The following is a 25373-nucleotide window of genomic DNA, read 5'->3' on the forward strand; positions in this document are numbered from 1 at the left end:
ATATGAGTAACGAATGAAGATACGGTTTTGGGGTGTTAGAGGTTCAATTGCTTCACCAGGGCCTAAAACAGTTAAATACGGCGGCAATACAAGTTGTATTGAGGTGGAAACAGACGAGGGTGACCATATCGTATTAGATGCCGGAACAGGCATTGCCCCGCTGTCATTAACATTTTTAGCTAAACTTCCATTGACTTGTTCGATTTTCATTACCCATACACATTGGGATCATATTCAGGGGCTTCCTTTTTTTGTACCGATTTTTATACCAAATAATAAAATAGATATATATGGGGCATTCGATCCTATATCTCATAAGTCTGTAAGAGAAATAATGTCAGCTCAGATGGAATATTGTTTCTTTCCAGTTCGTGAAGCAGAACTTAAAGCAGAAATCAATTATCATACGTTAATAGAAAAACAAACCGTTACGGTAGGCTCTGCTAAAATAACAAACATTCTGATGAATCATCCGGTTCTTAGCTATGGCTACAGAATAGAAAGTAATGGTAAAGCCATGTTTTTTACAGGTGATCACGAGCCTCTCTACAATATTTATGAGCCGGGGGACGATTACTATACAGAATACGAAAATCTCATATCCCATAAAAACGCGCAGATGTATGACATCATCCGTGGAGTGGACGTTTTGATAGCCGACGCTGCATATACCGATGATGAATACAAAATAAAAAGAGGCTGGGGACATGGCACCATCTCAAGCACCATAGCTATGGCTAAGGCGGCAGAGGTTAAGAGCCTGTACCTGACACATTACGAACCAACTCGAGGTGACGACAATCTGGAGCAATTGTATCAAGATGCACTTACTCAATATCCATTATCCTCCGGTACCCCACCGTTTTTCCTGGCCCGTGAGGGTCATGAAATCATACTATAGTGCCGGAGCCATGCAATTCTGCATGCCCCACACCAGACAGCCCAGAAATACAAATATCTGGTATTAGTTTATTTGTTTAGTTAAACAAATTGCGGTCATACATTTAAGGCATTTAAATTGCTCAGTTTCGTAGATTTCTTTAGGAACGTCTTTTCGTTGTGTTTCAATAAATCCTAATTTAGTAAAAAATCCAACTGCAGTTTTTGTTAACAAGTATAAATTTGTGACTCCGCACATCTGGGCATGGGTTAAAATCTTTGTATATAGTTGATGGGCTACTGCCATGCCCTGAAACTTTCTTTTTACGGCAAGGGAACGCAATAAAGCAGATATACCATATATTTCAAGGCCGATTATTCCTATTAGCTCACCATCCTTTTTTGCCATTATGAAATTTTTCAAATGAAAGGTTATGTCTTCAAATGGTAAATCGGAATCAGACAAAAGCTTTTTGATTTCCTCCTCATCGTAGGTATTTGCAAAGGAAAAATCTATTTTATCCATTTATATTGGTTATTATAACTCAACTATTTATTTTTTTACAGATGATGCTATCCATTGGTCAAGTTGATCTTTAGACAGTGCACCCTCTATCTGATTGATTTTAACTCCATCTCTAAACAGTATAAGTGTTGGAGTAGCTTTTATAGCAAACCGCTTTCCAAGGTCAGGGTGCTTATCCACATCTATCTTTGCAACTTTCACAAATCCTCTGGCACTCACAGCCAGCTCATCCAAAACCGGAGCTACAATTCTGCATGCCCCACACCAGACAGCCCAGAAATCCAAAACCACTAAACCAGGCCATCGTAACACCTCCTCGTCAAAATTAGAGCTATTTATATCCACAGGTTTCTCCGGTATAATCAGAGGTGATTTACATTTGCCACAATTTGGCTTATCGTTAAATCTGTTTGACGGTATTTTATTAACGACACCGCAGGATTTACATCTTATGAAAGCACTTTTAACCATTAAAATCCACCTCCTTCAATAGAAGTAATTCTAATATTTAATAGCCATACTCAAGCCTGTCAATGAGTCTGGCAGGAAGGCCCACTGATTCCATTTCTGACTGAGTTTTTCTTATATCGTACTCTACGCGCACAATCTCTGCTGTATCATCATCCACTACAGCGTATGCAGCTCTGGGGTCGTTGTCGCGGGGCTGGCCAACACTTCCCACATTGATAATGTATCGGCAATCCGCCTCTAACTCAATCCGTTGCTTGTCTGTGATTACCTTTCCGCTTTCAGTATCAACACTGACCATAATTGGCATGTGGCTGTGGCCTATAAAGCAGAATCTCTGCTCAAAATGCTCAAAGTTAATGCGGGCATCGTTTATGGACATCAGGTATTCCCAGTTCTCAGGGTCTTTTGGTGTGGCATGGACAAAGAGAGCGTCCCGCTCAGCTGATGATTTCAATAATTTAAAATTCTCAATTTCCGTGATGTTTTCATTTGTTAAAGTGTCGGCAGTCCATGTGATTGCGTAGAGAGCCATGTCGTTAAAATAATCAGCTGTCGTATAATTAATAGCAGCCCAGTCGTGGTTACCTGCTATCAGGATTTTACAGGATTTCTTAAGCAGCTCGACACACTGATTTGGAGAGGGGCCATAGCCTACCGCATCTCCCGTAAAGTACACATCCTCAATAGCTCTAAGCTCAATGTCTTTAAGCACGGCTTCAAGAGCAGTCAGGTTGGCATGTACATCTGATATGACAGCATACGGCATACTCTATACCAGTCCCCCATTTCTTTATTAAGCACGGTGTTCTTTGACGGCCCTTTTATTCACAGCTCCGGAGGGCTTTTTAACAGCCCTTTTGTCCGGCACCTTTTCATCCTTCTGATGAGCGATTTTATCCAGCACCCCGTTAATAAACGAAAACGACTCCTCTGTAGAAAACCGCTTTGCTATGTCAACCGCCTCGTTTATCGAGACAGCGTTAGGGATGTCGCCTCTGAAAATAATCTCATAAGCCGCAAATCTCATAATATTTCTGTCAATAGCGGCAAGGCGGTTTAATTCCCAGTGCTTGCACGCTCTTTGGATAAGTGCATCAAGCTCTGCCATGTGCTCTATAGTGCCATTTAGCAAATCGTCAATGAACTCAAGTATTTCTTTTGCCGGAGGGTTGTCTTTCATAAAATTAAGCAACTCTCCTCTGTCTGGAGCAGCCCCTGTAAACTCATGCTGAAAAAGCGACTGTAGCACATATTCCCTTGCTTGTCGCCGTGTCATAGGCTTTTTATCACGTTAGCCATCTCGATAGCCGTCACGGCAGCATCCCAGCCCTTATTGCCGCTTTTTGAACCAGCCCGCTCTATGGCCTGCTCTATGGAATCCGATGTTATAACCCCATAACTTACCGGCACTCCGCTTTCTATTGAGGCCATTGCTATCCCCTTTGATGCCTCTGCAGATACGTACTCAAAGTGCGGAGTAGCACCGCGGATTATAGCGGCAAGTGTCACTACAGCATCAAATTTACCACTCTTAGCGGCTTTTAACGCTGTCATGGGGATTTCAAAAGACCCCGGAACTTTTATTACAGTTATGTTTTCGTCTTTGCCGCCATGCCTGAGATATGCGTCCACCGCTCCGTCAAGCAGATGGCTTGTTATAAAATCATTAAATCTGCTCACTATCATGCAGATCCTTAACCCTGAGGCATTTAAATCACCCTCTATCACTTTCACTGTTCTGTCTCCTCCTAACACAAGCTGTATTTGCAGCCTAACACCAAGGTGCAGTCTAAGTTATAATATAAAGAGGAGATTACCACGTCGCTACCGCTCCTCGTAATGACGGATAGAAAAACACAGTAACAACCGTCATTAGGCAACAAATTAGCTTTGACATAAACAACACTCCCCCGCCGTCATTGCGAGCGAAGCGTCGCAATCTCCTCCGTTTTCTATAACATTTAGATGTATTTTTGAATATAACACAGTATTACACCTCATCAAGCATATGGCCGAGTTTCTTTTTCTTTGTCTTAAGGTACACAATGTTCTTTTCGCATGGTTTAACCTCAATAGGGTATCTGTCCACAACTTTTAAACCATATCCCTCAAGCCCTACAATTTTACGTGGATTGTTGGTAATGAGAACTATATCGGTTAACCCCAAATCCACAAGTATCTGTGCCCCTATGCCGTAGTCCCTGAGGTCTGCCTTAAAGCCAAGCTCAATGTTGGCCTCTACCGTGTCCATACCGCTGTCTTGAAGCGCATAGGCTTTTATTTTATTAGCTAACCCTATGCCGCGTCCCTCCTGTCTCATGTAGAGTACTACACCGCGCCCTTTTGTGTTTATTAACTCCATAGAGCGGTGAAGCTGATCTCCGCAGTCACACCGCTTTGAACCAAACACATCACCCGTAAGACACTCCGAATGTACCCGTACGAGGACTGGTTCAACTGTGTGCAAATCTCCCTTAACCAAAGCCATGTGAACGCTCTTATCAACCATACTTTCATAGGCTATAGCGTTAAAGTCACCATAACTGGTTGGCAGCTTTACCTCAGCCACTCTTTGAATCAGCCTGTCGTTGCGCAGCCGGTACTTTATCAAATCTTCAATGGTAACTATTTTAAGGTTATGAGTTTCTGCAAATGTTTTAAGCTCCGGCACTCTTGACATGGTGCCGTCATCATTCATAATCTCACATATAACGCCGGCAGGGATAAGCCCTGCAAGCCTTGCCAAATCAACTGAACCCTCGGTTTGCCCGGCTCTCTGAAGTACACCTCCGGGGCGCGCCCTAAGTGGAAACACGTGGCCTGGACGCGCCAAATCCTCAGGTTTTGTCTTAGCGTCTATGGCAGTTAGAATTGTCCTTGCCCTGTCCTTAGCCGAGATACCCGTCGTTACACCCTTTCTGGCCTCTATGGATACAGTAAATGCCGTACCGAATGAGGATGTGTTTTCGGCAGACATCATATGAAGGTTTAAATGGTTGACTCGCTCCGGCGTCAGGCTCAGGCATATTAGCCCCCGCCCGAACTTAGCCATAAAATTTATGGCGTCAGGGGTTACTAACTCTGCCGCCATGCACAAATCCCCTTCGTTTTCCCTGTCCTCATCGTCTATGAGAATTACCATCTTGCCAGCTTTTATGTCTGCTATTGCTGCCTCAACACTGTCCATTATGCGTTTTTGTTCTTTCATCTTACATATAACCCTTCTCTTTTAATTTAGTTAAGAGAGTCAGATCTTTTGACCCACCTTGCTCTCTGTTTTCCATATATCCTGTAATAAACCTCTCCACGTATTTTCCTAAAATATCGGTCTCTATGTTTACCCTGTCACCAGGCCCTTTTGTCCCCAGCGTTGTCACACTTAACGTGTGCGGTATCACTACCACTGAAAAGCCGCTCTCATCTGTGTCAACAACGGTAAGACTAATGCCGTCAACAGTTACAGAGCCGCGTCTGACCACATATTTCATAAATCCAGCCGGAATCGCTATCTCTATTTTAACAGAATCCAGTCCACCGTGTCCTGTTTGTTTTTTAGCCGATATAGTGCCGACAGTATCAACATGTCCTGTAACAAAGTGTCCTCCGAACCTGTCGGTGGCGGCCATTGCAGGCTCAAGGTTAACCCTGTCCTGTGGGGTGAGAGTACCAAGAGCTGTTGTTTTAAGTGACTCCTCAGAAACATGAAAAGTAGCAGTCCCTGCGTTATTTTCTACCACAGTAAGACACACACCGCTTATTGAAATACTGTCTCCTGTTTTAGCTGCTGGCAGTACCACACTGTCTGAAATTGAAAGCTCCACTACAGTGCCTCTCCTTTTTAAGGATACAACTCTGCCCATTGATACCGTTATACCGGTAAACATTGGCTACTACTCAGTTATGTCCACTTTGAAAGTAAAAGTGTGTTCATAGATACCCCAAAAATTTACAGTCTCTTTCCACTGTGTTTTTATATTTACGACCCTCTTTTCATTTATGGCCACTTTGATGTCCTCTTTCTTAACAGGAATGTTCATGTCCGTTATTTTTTCCATAACCAATGCGGTAGTCTTTGGAACATCAAGGCCGAGACGGGCTATTTCCTTAGCATCAGAGTTAAACGTGTAGTACCTGTACTGAGGCATTGCAAAGGTAAATCCGGCATACAACGCTACAACAACAACGATTATACTGATAATCGGTTTTATAGACCCGGACTGGTTTTTAAGAATCTTCATTTAATTGCCCTCCCAATTCTGCGAAATCTGACAGACGTGTTTTCCTTATCCCATGACCAGTAGATAAACAAAGCCTCTCCGCGCACTACGCTTAGGTCAACAAAGCCCCAGAAACGGCTGTCGTAGCTGTGGTCGCGATTGTCGCCCATGACAAATATTTTGTTTATCGGCACTGTCACCGGAGCCATAACGTCCCGCGGTACCATATCACTTGTGTTCATACTTTCGGTGTGCTGGATATATGGTTCAACGAGTTTTTTCTTGTTTACATATACCTCCCGGTTTATGACCTCTACCGTATCTCCGCCTATTGCTATCACCCGCTTTATGAAGTCCCGTGACGGGTCCTGTGGAAACTTAAACACGACAACATCACCCCGCTCCGGATGATGGAAGATAAATATCTTTTTATCGGTAAACGGTATCTGTACTCCATATATAAACTTATTTACCAAAATATGGTCGCCTATCTGAAGAGTGGGAATCATAGACCCTGAGGGAATTTTAAATGCCTGCACAACAAATGTCCTTATAATAAGGGCAAGGACAAGGGCTGTTACAAGTGCCTCTATGTACTCTCTGTAAATGGTTTTTTCTTTTTTCACTTGCCTACCCTCATAACGGCAAGGAACGCCTCCTGAGGAATTTCCACCTTGCCAAACTGTTTCATCCTCTTTTTGCCCTCCTTTTGTTTTTCAAGAAGTTTTCTCTTTCTCGTAATATCACCCCCATAGCACTTGGCTATGACGTCTTTTCTCAGAGCCTTTACCGACTCGCGGGCGATTATTTTTCCGCCTATAGCTGCCTGAATAGCGACCTCGTACATCTGTCTGGGAACCACTGCTCTTAGGTTTTCCACGATTTGTCTCCCCTTGTAGTACGACTTTTCTTTGTGGATTATCGTTGAGAGCGCATCAAGGGCTGTCCCGTTTATTAAAATATCAAGTTTTACCAGCTCGGACTCCTTAAAACCAATAAATTCGTAATCCATCGAGGCATACCCCTTGGATATGGATTTTAGTTTATCATAAAAATCCCAAAGTATTTCGTTCATAGGAAGCTCATAGACAACCTTTACACGGTCTTTGCCATAAAATATAAATTCCTTCTGAACCCCCCGCTTTTCGCGGCACAGATCCAGCACGTTACCGACAAACCGCTCAGGGACAAATATGGTGGCAAGTATGTAGGGTTCCTCCAGTTTATCGTAGTGCTCTGGAAGCAGTGTCGGATTATCCACATACACAACCGTGTCACCTTTTATGGTGATTCTATAGACAACGGTGGGAGCCGTGTTTATCAAGGAGAGATTAAACTCCCTTTCAAGACGCTCTTTTATGATGTCCATGTGCAGAAGGCCAAGAAAGCCGCACCTAAAGCCAAATCCAAGGGCAGTTGAAGTCTCAGGATCAAAAGAAAACGATGCGTCATTTAGCCTGAGTTTAAACAGAGCATCGCGCAGTGCCTCGTAGTCGTTAGTCTCTGTGGGGTAAATGCCGCAAAAAACCATGGGTTTTATTTCTTTGTAGCCCGATAGCGGCTCCTTAGCGGAGTTAAGGGCATTGGTTATTGTATCTCCAATTTTAGTGTCTTCAACGTTTCTGATAGCTGCTGAGATAAAACCAACCTCGCCACACTTTAGCTCAGGCATCAACTGAAGCCTTGGGGTAAATACTCCGACATCGGTTATCTCAAATGTTTTAGCGGTTGACATCATCGTTATTACCATACCGGGTCTGATAGAGCCGTCAAACACCCTGACCATAACTATCACGCCCTTATAGTTGTCAAACCATGAGTCAAAAATTAACGCCCTAAGCGGAGCTGTGGCATCGCCCTTCGGGGGAGGAATTTTATGCACAATAGCTTCAAGGATTTTATTAACCCCGATGCCGCTTTTAGCCGATGCCTCTATAGCCTCTGAGCAGTCCAGTCCGATTATGTCCTCTATCTGTTGAATGATTCGCTGGGGCTCTGCCTGAGGAAGGTCTATCTTATTGATGACAGGAATTATCTCAAGATTATGCTCAAGGGCAAGGTAGGTGTTGGCAAGGGTCTGTGCCTCAACTCCCTGGGTGGCATCCACCACCAGCACTGCGCCCTCGCACGAGGCAAGGCTTCTTGATACCTCATAGGAAAAATCCACGTGTCCTGGAGTGTCTATAAGGTTAAGCACATACGTAACCCCATCAGCACCTTCATAGGCAAGCCTTACGGCATGCGCTTTGATGGTGATACCCCGTTCCTTTTCAAGGTCCATAGAGTCCAGCACCTGCTTTGTAATGTCCTTTTTAGCCAGCGCTCCGGTTAGTTCCAAAAACCTGTCTGCAAGCGTTGACTTACCGTGGTCTATGTGGGCTATTATGGAGAAGTTTCTTATGTTTTTCTGTGCCATGAGTTTATCGTTCTTATCTTCTTTAAGTATGCCGCAAGTAAAAGCTCAATATATTATTATACAGGAAAGTATTCAAAATATGCTTTATTCTAATTGTCCCTGCAATATGTCGTGTAGCACATATGAGGGAGAGCTGCGGCGCCGATAAGTCCGGCATCCCCGCCCAAAGCAGATGGAATTATTTTACTTTTACTGTAAAGTTCCTTAAAAGCCCTCGATGAGGCGCTTTCAATTGCAGCAGCCACGTATATATCCCATGCTCCGGTAAGTCCCCCGGAAAGGATAACGGCATCTGGGCTGAATAAATTTATAAAATTCCCAATGCCTATACCAAGGTACCAACCGGCCTTTTTCAGTATCTCTATGGCAAAGGCATCGCCGGCTTTTGCAAAAGCATATATGTCTTTGGGTTTGATAAGTTCAAAGTTGTCTTTCATGGCAGTCTCTCTTCCCTCTGAAATTCCCTCAGAAAGAAAAGCCATCATGGCACGGGATGAGGCATAAGCCTCAAGACAACCGGTAGCACCGCAAAAACACCGGCGTCCGTTAGACTCCACTGTGACGTGTCCAACCTCCGAGGCTATATCAAGCAGGGCGTGTTTGTAGATAACTCCTCCGCCTATGCCAGTTCCCAGTGTTAAAAGAATAAAGGATTCAAGGTACTGACCGGCTCCTGAGATACTTTCTCCAAGGGCAGCCATGCTGGCATCGTTACCGAGCACTGCCCTGAGGCCTGTCTCACGCTCTATTTCCTCCACTAATTTTACTCCCTCAAGGGAGGGAATATTGGGGGAGGACGTTATACGCCCGTGGTCTATCACACCTGCCACGGCAAGCCCTACCCCAGAGACCTCCTTCTGGGTGCTGATAGTTTTTATTGAATCCGTCAAATTTTTCAGAACATTGCCGGTAGAGGAGATATTTATCCTTTGCAGTATCTCCCCTTTTTTTGAAACCATAGCAACTCTCAGATTTGTGCCGCCAAGGTCAACTCCTATTGAATATTTGTCTTGCATAATTTTTTTTACAAAAAACCTCTCTTCGGTATTTTTTAAATGTATCTTAAACTCAGCTTTTTACATAACACAACATGAACCAGCTATTATACATAAATTGAGCTTTAAAAAGAAGGATTTTTTAATTTTATTTAAATTATGATAATATTCCTTTTGAATTGACAATATATCTGTAGTCTGTATATTTTAATGCCTGAGAAAGGACAATAGTTAAATGATAGGTTTTCCGCTAACATTTCGTATAGATTTTCTATTGAGGCAATACTGCCAACAGTGTGTAAAACTATTTAGTTTACATCGTAAGTTTTTTCATAAGACCTGCGCCATCCCAGCTTGTCCATGCCTCAACGCCTTTGTTGTTATCAAAGCGATAAATGGTGATGCCCTCGACGGTCACAATTCTGCCGGTTGGGGCAATACCCATTAGCTCACCCTTATGTGTGCCTTTGGCTATCCAACGAGTGGCGACCTTATCTCTCTCTTCTATTTGGTCGGCAATAGTAAACTTAATATCTGGAAAAGCACTTCGAAACAGAGAAACAAAGCCCTTTAGACCATCCCAACCTGGGAGATCAGGAAATCCTGAAATATGGTTTACACATTTTTCATCAATAATCTCACTGATAACATCCATTTTTCCTAAAGTCCAAACCTCATCCCACAAACGACTGATTATTGCCTTCATGTTGCCCTCCCCTTGTTGTAGTTTTGTATTAACGGCTTTTTATATTTTTTATAGCTTCAGTTAATAAATCAAGTACAGTTTGAAGTTTTTCCTGCCAGTCAGGGTGTTTACTAATGGCTTCATTTAAATCTTCCATGTGTAAGTTTAGATTTTCATCTTTCTTGTTTTTTCTTGATTTTATCTGCTCAACTGTTAATTTTATGGCTTCCTTATACTTATTAATTCCTTCTTCTTTTTTATCTTTAATCAATAAACACATGGCAAGATTAAGGACAGGCATATTATCTTTTTCATCAAGTGCTATTGATTTATTAAATTGTTCTATCGCCTCATCAATACGTACTAAAAGAAAATAAACAAATCCCAGGTTGTTTGTATATAAAGCATTGTTAGGAAGCAATTTATTGGCAATTTCAATTTCTTTGAAGGCATTATTATAATCTCCATTATACCTGTATGTAATTGCTAAACGATTATGTAAATTTGCTAATTCTTCATCATCAATATCAGCCGTTGTCTTCTCAAGTGCACTTTTATAAAAATTGACAGATTTATTATAATCTTTAAGTTTTAAATAAATGTCACCTAATAACTTAAAGACTTTATACGACTCAGGATTAATTTCTAAAGCTTTTTCGCAAGCTGTTTTTGCCTCATCGAAATTTCCTATTACTATAAAACTTTTGCTTTTTTCTAAATAATTTTCATAATTATCCGGCTCCAAATCTATTGCTTTTTGGATATTTTTTAAAGCTCTTGTATATTTTCCTAATATCCTATAGTTCATAGATAACCCTCGATAATTATGAGGATTTTTGGGAACATATTTATCAAATGTTTCAAGATGTCTTAAAGCGTTTGTAAAGTCATTTTCTTTATAATAGACAAGGATTATACCCCAATTTGCCAATAGATGCTTTGAATTGTTATGGAGTGATTTAAGGAGAAATTCTTTAGCTTTTACCAAATTATCTAATTTATAGTATATATCGCCTAATTCAAAATATATTTCAACCAAATCGCCTGCCGCACTTTCCAAACATTTACTAAACATATCTATAGCCTTATCATATTTTTTTAGTTCTTTATATAAACGACCTGCCAAACTTATAAGTTCTAAATCATTATCTGCATGTTTAACCGCTTTATCAAGGCACCGCTCAGCTTTTTCTGCATTTTTACACACGTTATAAGATGATGCCATGTTAAACAGTGTAAAAGGATCTTCTATGGTGTTCTCATCTAATTTGCTAAGAGCCGCTGTCGCTTCAGCCAATTGATTTCGCATAATCTTAATTGTGATAAATAGCGTGATTACATTTGTGTCATCAGGATTTGACGAAATAAGCTTTTCAAGAATCAAATCAATCTCATCATATTTCTCAATCTGTGCAAAAAGGACACACAAAGCAAATATAATGGGAAAATTATCATGATTTAATTGTAAAATCTTTTTAGCGTTATCATATATGAAGTCATTATGTCCCTCTACTTTTAGGGCACTGAAAGATGCCGCAAGAAGTATATTTAGATTATCGGGGTTAATCTCTACAGCTTCTTTTAGATGATGAAAACCGCCCCTTAAACCATCGTCAGTACCTTCACTTAATAAAATATTTCCTAATCCTAAGTGAAGCTTTGCATTATGAGGATTAATTTTGATCGCTTTTTTAAGACATTCCTTTGCTTTGCCATGTTTCTTATCTAATTCATATATACGCGCTAACAGAGAGTGGGCTTTTTCTGTTTCCTTGATTTCTAATGATTTTATAGCATGTTCAATTGCCTCATGATATTTTTTAAGGTTAAAATACGATAAAGCAAGTTGGTAATATATGTGTTCTTTGTTTGAAGGGCTGCTCTCCAATGAAAGAGACTTATTAAATGCTTCTAAAGCCGCCTTAAATGATTTAAGTTTTAAATAAATATCTCCTTGTAAAGAAAATATTTCTGCTCTTCCACCATCGTTGATTTCATATTTTGCGGCATTCTCTAAAGAAATCAAAGCTTCGTTAAATTCATCTTTTTCTTTGTATATCAAACCGAGTGCTTTGTAAATATCAGCCCGATAGGGTGATAGCGTTAACGCTGATTTAAAAGCTGTTATTGCATTATCAAAATCTTTGTTGTCTCTATAAGTTAAACCAATAGCAATATGGGGCAGGGGGTCAAATTTATTAAGTTCTTTTGCTTTGTTAAAATACATCAACGCATCATCAAATCTTCTATCTTTTTTTGCTTCTATCCCCTGAGTTAAGCTGCTGGTAAAATCACTTGAATCGGTAACAATCAATGTCAAGCCCTATGTTTTAAAGTGTCCATATAACTACTGTACGGAATCTTGTTCTTAGATATCATTTTGTCAAGTAAATCATATTTATTATAAAACGTTTGAGATTCTATCTCATCATTTATTGTTGCACCACTATTAATTCCATTGTTTATTTCGTCCATGAATTGCAACTCAATTTTATATCTCACATTTTCATCAAGCAATTGGGTTTTCTCTTTTATCTCACTTATTAAGGCTATGTTAAGCCTATGCGAATTCTCAATTCCATTATTAATCAGTTTTGTTACACTTGGAGGAATATGGCTAAATGATAATCTATTTGAAATAGAATCAAGCTTTCCTGAAAGGCTTTCATAGTTACTTTTTTCACAGGCCTTTTGTACTACGACATTAATTATTTTAAGATAATAATTTATAATGAAGTTTTCTATTTCAAATATCTTTGGGATATTATGTTTTGCCAAAATCTCGTATGCCTTATCAGCCAACTCATTTCCCTTTTTGAAGTCATTACGTAAGAACTCAAATCTTGCCTGTAGAAAATCAATATAAGCAAATGTTATTTCATTGTGCTCGTTAAATATTGATTCTGATTTTCTTGCAAATAGTATTTCCTCTTCTATAATACTTATTGTCTCATCATTTATTTTATCAGGCGCTTCTTCTAATTCTCTTAAATTTGATACAACATAGGCATAATGCGGATTTTCTGGTTCTTCCTTGTCTAATTCACCGGGAACATCATATGTTCTAAAAAATGTTTCCACCTCATCTCTGATTCTAACAAACATTTCTCTCCCTGCTATTTTGTAATGCTGCTTAGGCCTGCCCTTTGTTACATTGGTACCATCAGGCATTACCTTATCATATAAAACTTCAGTTTTCTCAATAATACCATCCTTTAGAAGCCTTCTTACTACTGATTCTACACCTGTGTAGCTTGAATCTGTCATCATTGCAATTTTACTTACAGTAAACACTCCTGTATCCAAAATCGCACGTTTTACCTTGATAGACACTTCACCAAAAATTGACAATTTTAATCTCCATTCACTTTACGTTACTTTATAACAGCATTTTACATCTTTTGTATTATTCTGTCAAGTGACTGAATAATGTTTTTTTAATTCATTTTCATTACCTCAATAAAATCTGTTATAGGATTATCGCTTTTAAGAGCATCCATAAAAAGCTCCTTGTAAATATTTTCATCCAGATCATCTTTATAATATGATTCATTCCATACTCTAACCCAATATAAAAAATCTACTTGTAAAATTGTAAAATTTGTAATTGAATTAAAATCATGTGATGCTATTAAAAAGGTTATTTCAAAAAATATCTCTATTCCAACCTTTTCAAAAAAACTTTCAGCTAAGTTATATGCATCCTCATGTTTTCTGTTAATGTTTTTGTTAGCCAATTGGAAATGTTTTCGCAGATATTTTTCCCTGTAGCAGCCATGAGCACGCAAATAAGGGCGATTTTTGATATATTTTTCATACTTTTTCTCTTCTGTAAAAAGTAACCAGCCATCTTCGAAAGCAGAAATACTATTGCTATTAACATGACGGTTAAATTTTGCTGAGTGAATATGCGACATATATTCGTGGAAAAAATAAAAAGGTAAATTTATATAACGCAAAAAATCAAAATCAGCAGTACCAAGATTTAAATTGATTTTATAGAGTTCTTTGGCTCTGTTTGATATAGAGCTAACTTTTGTTTCGCTGGCTGCGATCAGTTCAAGATATGCACATCTTTGTGCCTGTTTATACTTTATGGTCCGATGAGTTTCATAGCAGCTTTGAGAAATCCCTTTTCCAAGCAGGTTAAATTCGTTTGTTATTAATTCTAAGTAGTCTATATTAGGATCAAATTTACCAATCGTATATTCTTTTATGTTTTCATATGTTGTAAGTAATTCTTTATCTTCGTTATATCTATGTATTAATGAACCTTGGATTCTCTCTAATAAATCATTAATCAGTCTGTACTCATTATCTTCAAGTTTTGTCTCTCCAAATATTCTCATTGTCCCATCATAACAATCCTCAACAATTTTATAGCAATCATACTTATTCTCACCAACTGCTTTATCAATATCGCCAAGATGTTTTAATAAACATTCAAGTACATGAAAATATATGTTAAAAACTCTATGTCGGTATGAGCCGGATTCCATGTTAGTTATTATCTTTACAAAATTCCTTAACAATATTAACTAATACTTCTTTGTTTTCAATACCTTCTAACTTAAGCATCTTTCCTTGATGTTTTATTTGAGCGCAATAATTTTTTGATTTACCAAAGCCGAACATCTTTGAGCCAAAAAGAGCTTTCAAAAAGTCTAACAATGCTGGTAAACTTGCGACTGTTTGTATAACTGTACAAACGTTTGCTATATCGCCCAATCCCGGCATGTTTTCCTCAGGAATTAAATATGTGTTTTCAATTCCGCTTTCCTTCACAGCTTTGTCGAAAGCATCTTTTAAATCTCTGCTTACAGATTCAGGTGTATCTGGTTTGATAGGTTCTATTTCTATCCTGATTTCTAATAAGTTTTCCATACCGTCTCCCCGTGTTGATTATTGAGTTTTACTCTTATGAGCTACTAAATTCCAATACTGTATTGTGCATACTGCAATAAATAGTGTCAAGATAATTTTTCCATACTATATGGTTTCAAAGGAAATCAGAGAAATACACTGAAGTTTTTTCATCATTGACAAGTCCTCTCGCCTGCTGTATCATATTCTATGAGATTGCAGGAGTGCAGCAGATAGTTGACAGGCTGAGAAAACAAACATAATGTACGTTGTATCCATTGCTGTTTTGATAATTGGCGGGTTAATCGCTGCAATATCCGGCAAGGCTGCCGGGGTTGCCTCTGTTTTGGCTGTTGCTGTTGCCCTCGCTTGTAATTTATTTATCTCAGTTCCTCCGATTTTCTATAACGATGTCCCCTCCTACGTTCTATATTTGCAGTACCCGATGGGTACTGTTAATTTTGAGATTGACTCACTGTCTGCCTTTTTTCTTATCACTGCCTCTTTCATCTTCTTTGTTACCTCGATATACTTGTACGGCTGTATGCCTAAAGAAAACAGGAAATTCCACTTTGCATTCTTTGATTTTCTCTTTGTCTTAGTTATACTTGTGCTTACTGTAAAAAATTCAATCGGTTTTTTAATAACTCTTGAACTTGTAACCCTGCTTACCGTATTTTTAATCCTTTATGACCACAAAAGCCAAAGAGTCCAAAAAAGCGCCGTTTACTATCTTATCGCTATGCATGTTGGCACAGTTTTTCTGATTATCCCAATTATCATTCTTATAAATGCTACTGGAAACATGGACTTCAGCGCATATAAGGATTTGCTTGCATCGGCTTCAGAAATCCAAACACCTCTTCTGTGCCTTTTTTTGCTGGGGTTTATCTTTAAGGCAGGATTCGTTCCATTTCACACTGCTAACACATCAGCCCTCTCACAGGCTCAACCAGCAATTTCCGCCATTATATCCGCTGTTGTTATACAAATCCCTATTTACGGCCTACTGCGTATTATTACGCTTACAGATTCCACGCCTCTTTTTATCGCATACACGTTTCTTTTATTCTCTGTCATAACCGCTCTCTACGCGGTCACTAACGCACTGACTCAAAAGGATTTAAAACAAATACTTTCATACTCGACTGTAGCAAACATCGGCATTACCGGAGTTGGAATATCTGTTGGGCTGCTTGGAAAAGCTTACGGAAAACCCCTGCTGACTCTTCTGGGATTTACTGGCGTACTGTTTCATATTTTTAACAGCGCAGTGTTTATGGCTACCGCGTTTTTTGCCTGTGGCTCTGTGCATTTAAGCACTGGCACCAGTAAGCTGGCTGAGTTAGGCGGGCTCATAAAAACCATGCCTGTTACGGCTGTTTGTTTTCTTACCGCTTCTTTGTCAATCTGTGCACTTCCTCCTTTTAACGGTTTTATCAGCGAGTTTTTTATCTATCTTAGCCTTGTAACCACCGAGACCTCATCCTCCGGTGCTTTGATAACCTCGCGGGTCATTGCAGCGGCTGCCCTTGCCTCTGTAGGGGCATTGTCACTGATAGCTTATGTCAGGGCATTTGGCATTATATTTACCGGAGTTCAGCGTTGCCAGTTTACAGCTAATGAAAACCCTCGTTCCATGCTTATACCAATGGCACTTCTGTCAGCCGTTTGTCTTATTGTAGGAATTTTCCCGTTGCCTGTGGCAGCACTCATAAAAACTCCTGCAATGTTGCTTTCAGGGGTTTCTGGTTTTGCGCTAAATGATGCCCTGATGCCTGCATTTTCCGTTTCAAAAGCATCGTTTATTTTTCTGCTCTTTATCTTTGCGATACTTGGCCTTAAACACATTTTACTAAAAAAACGTACAACTGTCACGGCAAAAACTTGGAACTGCGGTTATGAAAACGTAAGCAGCCGGATGCAATATACCGCATCCTCACTCACTGCCCCTCTCATTAATCTGATACAGCCTATTGTGGCAAAGGGGGAGTCCGCAGAAGGTGTTTTTTCACCGAAAGGCGACGAAATAGATCAGATTGACGTTGAGGATACCGATGCCCGCTTAAGCACAATTATCCAGATACCGGGAGTCTCTCAACTTTCAAGAAAGGACTATTTCTTTCCACAAGTGCAGGTTCACCATCAAACAGAACATCTTGATTTTGTTGAACACTACGTAGTTGGGAATATTCTTAAAGCCTTTAAACGTTTCTATAATTTATTTGCATGGATACAGACCGGTTATATAGGACACTACCTGTTCTATATGCTGATAACTCTGCTTGTGTTTCTCATAATCTCTGTCTGGAGACTGCTGTGACAGCAGAGACGCTGTTTCGCTATTTGCTGATGCTTGTACTGGCAGTGTTTATGGCTGGCATGATTGTAAAGGTGAAAGCAATGTGGGCTGGCAGATACGGAGCACCTTTATTTCAACCGTTTTTTGAAATTATCCGGCTTTTTAGAAAATCACAGGTTATTAGTGAAACATCCTCGATGGTCTCCACTTTAGGGCCAACACTTGCACTTGCCTCAGTGTTAGCTGCCGCTATGGTTGTTCCTGTGGGCGGCGGTGCTGCTATTATGAGTTTTAAAGGTGATTTCATATTCTTTGTTTATGCTTTGGCTGCTGCAAGGTTCTTTAGTGTTATCATTGCACTTGATACCGGAGGCAGTATAGGCGGCATGGGAGCAAGCAGAGTGGTCACTTTTTCAGCATTAATTGAACCGGCTTTTTTTATAATTATCGCCTCATTAGCACAACTTACAGGTAAAAACTCTTTTACTGACATTTATGCCGTAATTCTCATGCCTGACACCGCTAACGGTATGGCCACTGCCCTTACCGGCACTTTTGTCAATTTGGCACAGGCATGGTCACACTCAGAGCTGCTTATTCCTGCCGTTTGCGGCAATATTGTGCTTATGATGTTTATCCTTACTGAGGCAGGCCGTCTGCCTGTTTGCGACCCTGCAACACTCAGTGAACCGGCTATGATTCACGGAGCTTTGACTTTTAACGTTAGCGGCCCGGATTTAGCCATTATGAATCTTACATCCATTATTAAAATATCCTTGCTAAGCACTCTCATAACCGGTATTATCGTACCTGCCTGGGTCTCTCCGGTTACGTCTCTGTTTCTGTACATATTTCTGATGTCAGGTATTGCTGTCACTATTGGACTTATTGAGTCATTGTTTGCCCGTCTTCGGCTTTCATACGTACCTCAGTTTTTGTTTGGCGCAACAGGGATTGCTATCATTGTGCTGGCTGTGTTGGTGCTTGGAGTAAAAAAATGATTGACCAAATAGCAGTTATACTTTTTGGAGCAACAATACTTTACATAGCAACAACAAGCCGTATTTCAGCCTTTGTCATAATACTATCAGTTCAGGGCATTATGCTTTTTTTGGCATCCATTTCACAGACGGAAACTCTAAAACTCGCCCACGCCCTGTTTATTACGTTTGAAACTGTTGTGGTAAAGGCCTTTGTACTACCCCTGTTTATTCACCATATAATTAAAAAAATGGGCATAAAGCGAGAGACAGACCCATCTCTTGGCAGCTTTACGATGTTGGTGCTTTCTACAATCATAATGTCGCTGTCATTTGTTTTGTCATCAATGCTGAAACATGCCGGGAGCAATATCAACGTGCTTAATTTCAGCGTTTCACTCTCTGCGGTGATAATTGGTATGCTTATAATAACAACTCGAAAGAAGATTATAAGCCACGTGATGGGGTTTCTGGTGCTTGAAAACGGTGCTTTTATGATGTCACTGTCTTTAGCCCCCGGGGTGCCGATAATTGTTGAGGCAGGCGTGCTGTTTGATGTGCTGATAGGGGTGTTTCTTATGGGGATTTTCGTAAATAACATGAAAGCCGCTTTTGAAGACTCAGATGTAAGTAAGCTAACGAGGCTGTCTGATTAGTTATTCGGATTCTAATTCAATCGTCTAACTTCGTTGGCGTGCGTTAAAAGCTCCTCAACGTCTCCCCAAAGGGGAATCCCATGTAAGGGGAGACGTCGCTTTCTCCTTGCCGCCTCGTTATACTTCTGAATTAAAATCAGAATAAACTGATATTTGGATGGTTGTGAATTTCATACCGATGCGTGGTTGTTGCGTGTTGTATAAATCACGGCTTAAGCATAGGCAGCACTCTTTTTTTCAGCTAAAATAGTGCTGCCTGCGCTGAGCTATCCGTTTGCGGCGGCTTTTTCTGCAGCCTCTTTTGCGAGCAGTCTTTTAGCCTGCTGATCACCGCTCCTTGCTTCTTTGGCGGTCTGATTAGGAGTCTCCGTAGCTTCCTGTAATGCTGCAGCTGCCGGACTGATACTGACAGTGGCGCTGGGAGTCGTCTTGGGCTTAGCCTGAGCAGCTTCTGCAGCGGCAGAGTGCGGCTTAGATTGTGCTTCTTGTTTATTTACTTGCGATGATTGGGTTGCATTCGATACATTATTAATCATTTTGAGCCTCCTTGCTTTGATTGTTACTTTATTATCGGAATAAAACTTCAAAATCTTTAGAGACATTTTATTATCCCATGAATATTGTTTGCCGTCGAATGGCATAGACGTGTATAATAGTTATTTGGTTTGATAGAATACAAAGAACAGCTTTAGGTGGAACATTAATCGTTAAAAATGTTAAGGTCTAAAAATGTTGGCATCTATAAAGTAAAAAAATGGAAAAAACAGAGTGCTTAAAAGTTGCAGTAGCGGCAGAGGCCATTTTTACATCCGGCAAACTGTCTGTTAATAAAAATACATGTGAGCTGTTACGTGTATAAAGATATTTTTATAATCGCTCTACCTATGGCAGCCGCCTTACTCTGTATCGTGTTAAGGTCGTCAAAAGCGGATAGATTCGCTCTCATTGTGGTTTCACTGATTAACCTTGCAGTATCACTAACGCTTCCTTATGACGGCGTTTACAGAAACGGTGAACTTCTTGGCACTGACACACTGGGATTTATCTTTCTTTTCATTGTAAACATCTCTTTTTTGGGCTCGGCAGTTTACAGCAACCTTTACCTGAAGGAGATGGATGAGGCACAACTCTATGACCACTGGTATGCGCCGGCTATGATTTTTTTACTGTCTGTTGTGACAGGGGCAGTGCTAAGCAGAAATCTTGCCTTGATGTGGTTGTTTGTTGGGGCAGTGCCACTTGCTGCCGCCACACTTATTTGGCATCACAGGGATAAGGAATCACTTGAGGCAGCATGGAAACACCTATTTATTTGTTCGGTTGGTATAGTGCTTTCATTTATCGGAGTGCTCTCTATGATTGAAGCCTCCGACTATGTGCTGGGGCATAACCTTAGCATTGATACCCTTGCAAATTACTCATCTGTAATATCGCCGCTGTGGGGCGGGATGGCTTTTACATTTGCTCTTGTTGGTTACGGCGCACTGATGGGACTATCTCCCATGCACACATGGCTTCCCGATGCCCACTCTAAAGCTCCCTCTCCTGCCTCAGCGCTGTTTTCAGGCACTCTGCAAGCCTCTGCATTTCTGGCTATTTTAAGATACTATCAAATACTTTCAGCCACATTGATGATTCCCTTTATCCGGGGACTGCTGCTTACTTTGGGGCTTATATCTTTGCTCACAGGGGCCGTGTTTATCCCTCGTGTTGATAATTTCAGAAGAAAGCTTGCTTATTCCACTGTAGCCCATATGGGAGTGCTTGCAACTGCTCTGGGACTTGGCGGCTTTGCTATATATGCCGCCATTCTTCATACCCTTTGCCACTCCCTGCTAAAGCACACATTGTTTTTAACCAGCGGAAATTTCCTTTACACTTACGGCACAATTAAAACCAGCGGCATCTGCCGTGGAATGAGGAGAATCCCTCAGAGTTCTGTTACATTGGTTGCTGCTGCTTTATTTATAACAGGAATTCCAACTTCGGGAATTTTTGTTAGTGAGCTTATTATAATTAAACAAATGGTGACAGATAGCCGATGGATAACACTTGCCGTATTTACAGTGCTATCGGCAACTGCTGCATATGGCTTAATGAAATCAGTGTTTCAAATGGTTTTGTCGAAAAGGCCGTCAGATTCAACCGCCTCAGTTTGTGACGAAAATGCGGAGGCAGTTAAAGAGCCTGTGTTGTCACTTCTGCCTCAATGGGTATTTCTTTTGATTATACTAATTCTCGGAATCAGTATTCCTTTTGAGTTAAACTGGCTTCTTCACGGCGCTGCTTACATCCTGGGAGGTTACTAAATTATAGTGAACAGCAAATGGCTGACGATAAATAACTCTGTGGCAATCCCGCGGCGGCAAATCCCTGTGCTTCATCTAAGTGACTTGATGGAGGGTATTGCAGCTCAAATTCAACAGGGTTTAAGGGTTATTCAGTTTTTTGGTTACGAGGCCGCTAACGGTAACATATCGGTTGTTGCGGTTTTATCCGATGACATTTCTAACCACCTGACGGTTGCTACGGCACAGACTGAGCGGGGGGGCAGATACGATTCCATATCAAACACAGTTCTGACAATGCAGTTGTTTGAACGAAACCTATATGAACAGTTCGGCGTGGTCCCTGAGGGGCATCCGTGGTTAAAACCCGTAAGGTACGGCTATGGCGCAACAGTGCGCAGCGAAATAGCCGATTATCCGTTTTATAAGTCAACCGGAGGAGAGGTTCATGAAACAGCCCTTGGACCGGTTCATGGCGGGATAACGGAGTCCGGGCATTTCAGGTTTTTATGTCATGGTGAGGATGTGTTTCATTTAGAAATACAGGCAGGGTATCAGCACAGAGGGGTAGAGGCACTCTTTACAACTGGAAATCCAATGAATAAATCAGCGCTTGCTGAGTCAATAGCCGGGGACACGGTGATAGGGCATGTGTGGGCACATGCGCTTGCGATAGAGGCAATGTCGGGAGTCAGGGTTTCAGCAAGGGCGGAGATAATACGGGCAATAGCTCTTGAACTTGAGCGGATAGCGATGCACTTATCGGGACTGAGCGGTATGTCGCTTGATATAGGGTTTTTACCCGGTGCTTCAACCTACGGGCGTTTAAGAAACACCATAATGGATACGATGCTGATGATTTCCGGCTGCCGCTTTGGGCGGGGGCTGATTCGTCCTGGCGGCGTGTTAAGCGACATAGAGGTAAAGAGCAGGGAGCATGTGTTAAGAATATTTGATGGTGTTAGCAGAGATCTGGAAATAATAAATGTATATTTTTTTAATGACCCCGGTGTGCAGTCTCTGATTGAGTACATGGGGACAGTGAGCACGGAGGCAGCGTGGCGGGCTGGCATTATAGGAATAGCTGCGAAATCCTCAGGGCTGCCTATTGATGCCCGTGCGGATCAGCCGTATGGAGTCTATGTAAAAGACAGTATAGAGCCGGTGTTGTTAAAGGCTGGGGATGTGGCAGCAAGGGCACGCATCAGGGTGCTTGAGATAAATCAATCCATCGAACTTCTGCGCAGATGGCTGAATCTTGGCATAATGACAGGCGGCATAAAAGAAGAGGCGAGGCTGATGAAAGCGGACTCCTTTGTGGTTACGACAGTGGAGGGATGGCGCGGAGCAGTCACACATACGGCAATGACCGGGCGTAACAGTGAGCTTGAGCACTACAGGGTGACAGACCCCTCGTTTCATAACTGGATAGCTCTCACACTTGCCATGCGGGGAAATGGGATTTCTGACTTTCCGCTTTGTAACAGGAGTTTTGACTTATCATTCAGCGCCCATGATTTATAGTAGAATATAAACGGAGCAGATAATTTATGTTTAGTGCAATAAAGACAAGACTAAATCAGCGGTTTCAGAGCATAAAAGATATGGCGTTGCCGCCGGTTAATTTCAGAGGGCTGCCAAAAATATCGGACGGTACGTGCGCTAATGCCTGCTACAGATGTATGGAGGCGTGTCCTGTGTCGGCAATAACGTATAATCCCATAACAATAGACTTGTCAAAGTGCATACTGTGTCCGGAGTGTTCAATGGTTTGTGCAGATGGCATCATACGTTTTACAAATCAAACAGAATTGGCTTCAACCGATTTAAAAGACCTGGTGATAAGCTCTGTACACAGAGAGCCTGAGATAGTACCGGAGAAACGCATAGTAAAATTATTCAATAAATCGTTTAAACTACGCTCAGTATCAGCGGGCGGATGTAACGGCTGTGAGCTTGAGTTAAATGCGCTTTCTAACGTAAATTTTGACATCGGGCGGTTTGGGATAGAATTTGTAACATCTCCGCTTCACGCTGATGCTCTTATCTTAACCGGACCGCTTACAAAAAACATGGCACACGCAGTAGAAGAGACCTATCGCTCAATCCCTGAGCCAAAAGTAGTGATTCTTGCCGGCTCTTGCGCCTTAAGCGGCGGAATATTCGCTAACTCAAAAGCTATTGACAGATCTTTCTTAAATCAAATTAACCCACATCTCTATATTGCAGGCTGCCCCCCCCATCCATTGACTCTTGTTAATGCGTTGTTGAGGTTTACAGGCAGGTAGTAAGGAAATTAGAAGGGAAAGGACAGAGTCCTCTCCCTTACTTATATTCCCTTAAATTGTCCGTCTCATCCCTCTCTGATAGCGGCATACGGTTCTATCCTGGCTGCCGACATGGCAGGGTATATGGCGGCACACAGAGTTACCGGAATATTTACTGCAAATGTCAGCGCAAAAACAGAAATTGCAGCGGCAGGTGACGGCCAAACGTAAAGAAAGCCGAGATTTCCCATTATCGAATTTTTTAAAACAAAAAACACAGCATTCCCAAAGATGATACCTAAAAACAAGCCGGTAGCAGTAATTAAGGTGGCCTCGATAACTATCCCATAGAAAATGTCCTTACGTTTTGCTCCAAGTGCTCTGAGCATTCCAATCTCACTTTTCCTTTCGTTTACCATCATTGAAAAGACAGTAAACAGTATAACTGAGCCAAACACAATAATTGTAAAAGCTGGAATAATCAGCGGTTTGGTTTTAGACAACAGGTGTTTCTTTTCCTCTTTAGCTGTGGTGTTTATGTCTATTACGGATACGCCTTTAACTGAGTCATAAATATTTTTTGTTAAACTCTTAACAGATATGCCCTTTGCTGCTTTTATGAACACAACAGAAAATGTATCCTGATTAATCTGTGTTAAGTCAGGTTCTGTGTTATAACTGCTATCCATAAAGCCCAGGCCTGGCAATCTTTTCTTAGGGGCCATCGTAGCAGCTTGTGTTTTATTTAATTGAGATATAAACTCCCGTGCCTCATCTAAAGGGATAAAAACCGCATGGTCAAGATAGCCGATTCCCGTGGAAATTAAACTTGTGAGAATCCTCCGTTTTTTCCCAAATAATTTGATCTCCTGTCCGGGGTAATATTTAACCTTATAACCGGCAGTCAGACCGGATACTTCATTTTTTTGCCCAATTGAATACTCAATCCATGGATTAACTATGAAATCTGACGTCGGGTCAAAAGCTACTATTAGTACCTTATCAATTGTGGATTCAATGTCGTATGAGAAAGGTTGCAGGTACAACTGCGGGGATAGTTCATCAATGCCGCGGACTTTTTTGAGTTTTTCATAAACACCCTCGGCAAAATAAAACAGAGTCGGCTCTCCTTTTGTGATAAGGTTAATTGCCTTAGTTTCTTCTCCCTTCGGTACAACCACAATATCTGCCTTTAACCTTTGATAAGAAAGTTTGAGGGATTTTTCTACCGTTTCAAACACAAAAAATGAAACCAATGTCACTATCGTAACAATGGCGGAGGTTAAGATGAGTGAGCTGCTACGAAACCGCCTCATTTTAAGATTATCCCACGCATACAAAAAAATACTGATTTTAGGGAGTAACGGTTTTTGCTTTTTCAGAGCTAAAGAAGAGGATATGAGCATAATCACAGCTAAAACCAATAGTACATACTTAATCCCTGTATGTGACCGTATAGATGATGTGTTGGCAGCTATCATCATGTCCTCTCCAAACGTATAGAAGCTTACAGATTTTAAGGTAATAGCGTGGATTAACGAGACAATAGAGAGTAAAATGGAAATAAATTGTGCTTTTTTGTATTTAAATGATAACACTGCAGCTGCCATCACACAGATTCCAAGGTATAACTCAGGGTGGTAGTGAATAAAACATATATTTAGCACATTAGCATCAGTTATAGTCACCATATTTTTAAGCGGGAGCAGAAAATGCGGATATACTGCAAACATAAAGCCGGAAAGAAAACATATCATAGAAGCAAAAAACCTGTTCATATGGCATCCCTTTAAAAATTTGTTAAAGGCTTAGTTTTATTATAACCTAA

25 protein-coding genes are annotated in these 25373 nt (G+C 40.9%); 7 read left to right on the forward strand and 18 right to left on the reverse strand.

The annotated features are described in order from the left end of the window. The first annotated feature begins 13 nt into the window (after window positions 1-13). Window positions 14-901: an MBL fold metallo-hydrolase gene (locus HQK88_10705; GenBank protein MBF0617269.1), complete on the forward strand. Its 888-nt coding sequence runs from the start codon at window positions 14-16 to the stop codon at window positions 899-901. Between the two features lie 63 nt (window positions 902-964). On the opposite strand, the gene HQK88_10710 is transcribed toward HQK88_10705, so the two are convergent. The 16 genes from HQK88_10710 to HQK88_10785 form a co-directional block, all read right to left on the reverse strand. After that, a complete protein-coding gene (locus HQK88_10710; protein ID MBF0617270.1) occupies window positions 965-1405 on the reverse strand; it encodes a GNAT family N-acetyltransferase in 441 nt (146 codons plus the stop codon). 27 nt (window positions 1406-1432) lie between these two features. Beyond that, window positions 1433-1876 (reverse strand): thioredoxin, encoded by a 444-nt coding sequence (gene trxA, locus HQK88_10715; protein MBF0617271.1) that lies wholly within the window; start codon window positions 1874-1876, stop codon window positions 1433-1435. 37 nt (window positions 1877-1913) lie between these two features. Beyond that, entirely contained in the window at window positions 1914-2642 is a 729-nt protein-coding gene (locus tag HQK88_10720) for a metallophosphoesterase family protein (GenBank protein MBF0617272.1), read from the reverse strand. A gap of 27 nt (window positions 2643-2669) precedes the next feature. Further along, window positions 2670-3152 (reverse strand): transcription antitermination factor NusB, encoded by a 483-nt coding sequence (nusB, locus tag HQK88_10725; protein MBF0617273.1) that lies wholly within the window; start codon window positions 3150-3152, stop codon window positions 2670-2672. Next, window positions 3149-3610 carry a 6,7-dimethyl-8-ribityllumazine synthase gene (locus tag HQK88_10730; GenBank protein ID MBF0617274.1) on the reverse strand — a complete coding sequence of 154 codons (462 nt, stop codon included), beginning with the start codon at window positions 3608-3610 and terminating at the stop codon, window positions 3149-3151. The genes nusB and HQK88_10730 overlap by 4 nt, the downstream gene beginning before the upstream one ends. A 256-nt stretch (window positions 3611-3866) precedes the next feature. Next, a complete protein-coding gene (locus HQK88_10735; protein ID MBF0617275.1) occupies window positions 3867-5066 on the reverse strand; it encodes a bifunctional 3,4-dihydroxy-2-butanone-4-phosphate synthase/GTP cyclohydrolase II in 1200 nt (399 codons plus the stop codon). A gap of 19 nt (window positions 5067-5085) precedes the next feature. After that, entirely contained in the window at window positions 5086-5760 is a 675-nt protein-coding gene (locus HQK88_10740) for a riboflavin synthase (protein MBF0617276.1), read from the reverse strand. A 6-nt stretch (window positions 5761-5766) separates the two neighbouring features. Beyond that, entirely contained in the window at window positions 5767-6114 is a 348-nt protein-coding gene (locus tag HQK88_10745; GenBank protein MBF0617277.1) for a hypothetical protein, read from the reverse strand. Next, complete coding sequence (gene lepB, locus HQK88_10750) at window positions 6111-6719, reverse strand: signal peptidase I (protein MBF0617278.1); 609 nt, start codon at window positions 6717-6719, stop codon at window positions 6111-6113. The genes HQK88_10745 and lepB overlap by 4 nt, the downstream gene beginning before the upstream one ends. After that, on the reverse strand, window positions 6716-8509 hold the full coding sequence (gene lepA / locus HQK88_10755; protein ID MBF0617279.1) for an elongation factor 4: 1794 nt from the start codon (window positions 8507-8509) through the stop codon (window positions 6716-6718). Before lepA ends, lepB begins: the two co-directional genes overlap by 4 nt. Before the next feature lie 89 nt (window positions 8510-8598). Next, on the reverse strand, window positions 8599-9525 hold the full coding sequence (locus tag HQK88_10760; protein ID MBF0617280.1) for an ROK family protein: 927 nt from the start codon (window positions 9523-9525) through the stop codon (window positions 8599-8601). Between the two features lie 292 nt (window positions 9526-9817). Further along, window positions 9818-10210 (reverse strand): ester cyclase, encoded by a 393-nt coding sequence (locus HQK88_10765; GenBank protein ID MBF0617281.1) that lies wholly within the window; start codon window positions 10208-10210, stop codon window positions 9818-9820. A gap of 28 nt (window positions 10211-10238) precedes the next feature. Further along, window positions 10239-12503: a tetratricopeptide repeat protein gene (locus tag HQK88_10770; protein MBF0617282.1), complete on the reverse strand. Its 2265-nt coding sequence runs from the start codon at window positions 12501-12503 to the stop codon at window positions 10239-10241. Window positions 12504-12505: 2 nt separating this feature from the next. Further along, complete coding sequence (locus tag HQK88_10775) at window positions 12506-13540, reverse strand: hypothetical protein (protein MBF0617283.1); 1035 nt, start codon at window positions 13538-13540, stop codon at window positions 12506-12508. Window positions 13541-13626: 86 nt separating this feature from the next. Then, window positions 13627-14688: a hypothetical protein gene (locus tag HQK88_10780; GenBank protein MBF0617284.1), complete on the reverse strand. Its 1062-nt coding sequence runs from the start codon at window positions 14686-14688 to the stop codon at window positions 13627-13629. Between the two features lies 1 nt (window position 14689). Then, window positions 14690-15073 carry a hypothetical protein gene (locus HQK88_10785; protein MBF0617285.1) on the reverse strand — a complete coding sequence of 128 codons (384 nt, stop codon included), beginning with the start codon at window positions 15071-15073 and terminating at the stop codon, window positions 14690-14692. Window positions 15074-15314: 241 nt separating this feature from the next. On the opposite strand from HQK88_10785, the gene HQK88_10790 reads away from it, so the two are divergent. From HQK88_10790 to HQK88_10800, 3 genes are read left to right on the forward strand one after another with little or no spacing between them, the layout of a single operon-like run. Next, window positions 15315-17375, forward strand: a complete 2061-nt coding sequence (locus HQK88_10790) for a hypothetical protein (GenBank protein MBF0617286.1) — start codon at window positions 15315-15317, stop codon at window positions 17373-17375. Then, window positions 17372-18355, forward strand: a complete 984-nt coding sequence (locus tag HQK88_10795; GenBank protein ID MBF0617287.1) for an NADH-quinone oxidoreductase subunit H — start codon at window positions 17372-17374, stop codon at window positions 18353-18355. The genes HQK88_10790 and HQK88_10795 overlap by 4 nt, the downstream gene beginning before the upstream one ends. Next, on the forward strand, window positions 18352-18990 hold the full coding sequence (locus HQK88_10800; GenBank protein MBF0617288.1) for a hypothetical protein: 639 nt from the start codon (window positions 18352-18354) through the stop codon (window positions 18988-18990). The genes HQK88_10795 and HQK88_10800 overlap by 4 nt, the downstream gene beginning before the upstream one ends. Before the next feature lie 266 nt (window positions 18991-19256). Here HQK88_10800 and HQK88_10805 read toward each other — a convergent pair whose 3' ends face one another. Further along, a complete protein-coding gene (locus HQK88_10805; GenBank protein ID MBF0617289.1) occupies window positions 19257-19631 on the reverse strand; it encodes a hypothetical protein in 375 nt (124 codons plus the stop codon). A 210-nt stretch (window positions 19632-19841) separates the two neighbouring features. Here HQK88_10805 and HQK88_10810 point away from each other — a divergent pair, with 210 nt between their 5' ends. From HQK88_10810 to HQK88_10820, 3 genes are read left to right on the forward strand one after another with little or no spacing between them, the layout of a single operon-like run. After that, a complete protein-coding gene (locus HQK88_10810; GenBank protein MBF0617290.1) occupies window positions 19842-21299 on the forward strand; it encodes a hypothetical protein in 1458 nt (485 codons plus the stop codon). A gap of 6 nt (window positions 21300-21305) precedes the next feature. Next, the gene (locus tag HQK88_10815; protein MBF0617291.1) at window positions 21306-22802 is read left to right on the forward strand and encodes an NADH-quinone oxidoreductase subunit C; all 1497 of its coding nucleotides are present in this window, start codon (window positions 21306-21308) and stop codon (window positions 22800-22802) included. Between the two features lie 26 nt (window positions 22803-22828). Next, entirely contained in the window at window positions 22829-23566 is a 738-nt protein-coding gene (locus tag HQK88_10820) for an NADH:ubiquinone oxidoreductase (GenBank protein MBF0617292.1), read from the forward strand. A 65-nt stretch (window positions 23567-23631) separates the two neighbouring features. Here the strand turns inward: HQK88_10820 and HQK88_10825 are convergent, their stop codons facing one another. After that, on the reverse strand, window positions 23632-25323 hold the full coding sequence (locus HQK88_10825; GenBank protein MBF0617293.1) for an FtsX-like permease family protein: 1692 nt from the start codon (window positions 25321-25323) through the stop codon (window positions 23632-23634). Window positions 25324-25373: the final 50 nt, after the last annotated feature.

This window comes from Nitrospirota bacterium (genome assembly GCA_015233895.1).
In the GTDB taxonomy this organism is placed as follows: domain Bacteria; phylum Nitrospirota; class Thermodesulfovibrionia; order Thermodesulfovibrionales; family Magnetobacteriaceae; genus Magnetomonas.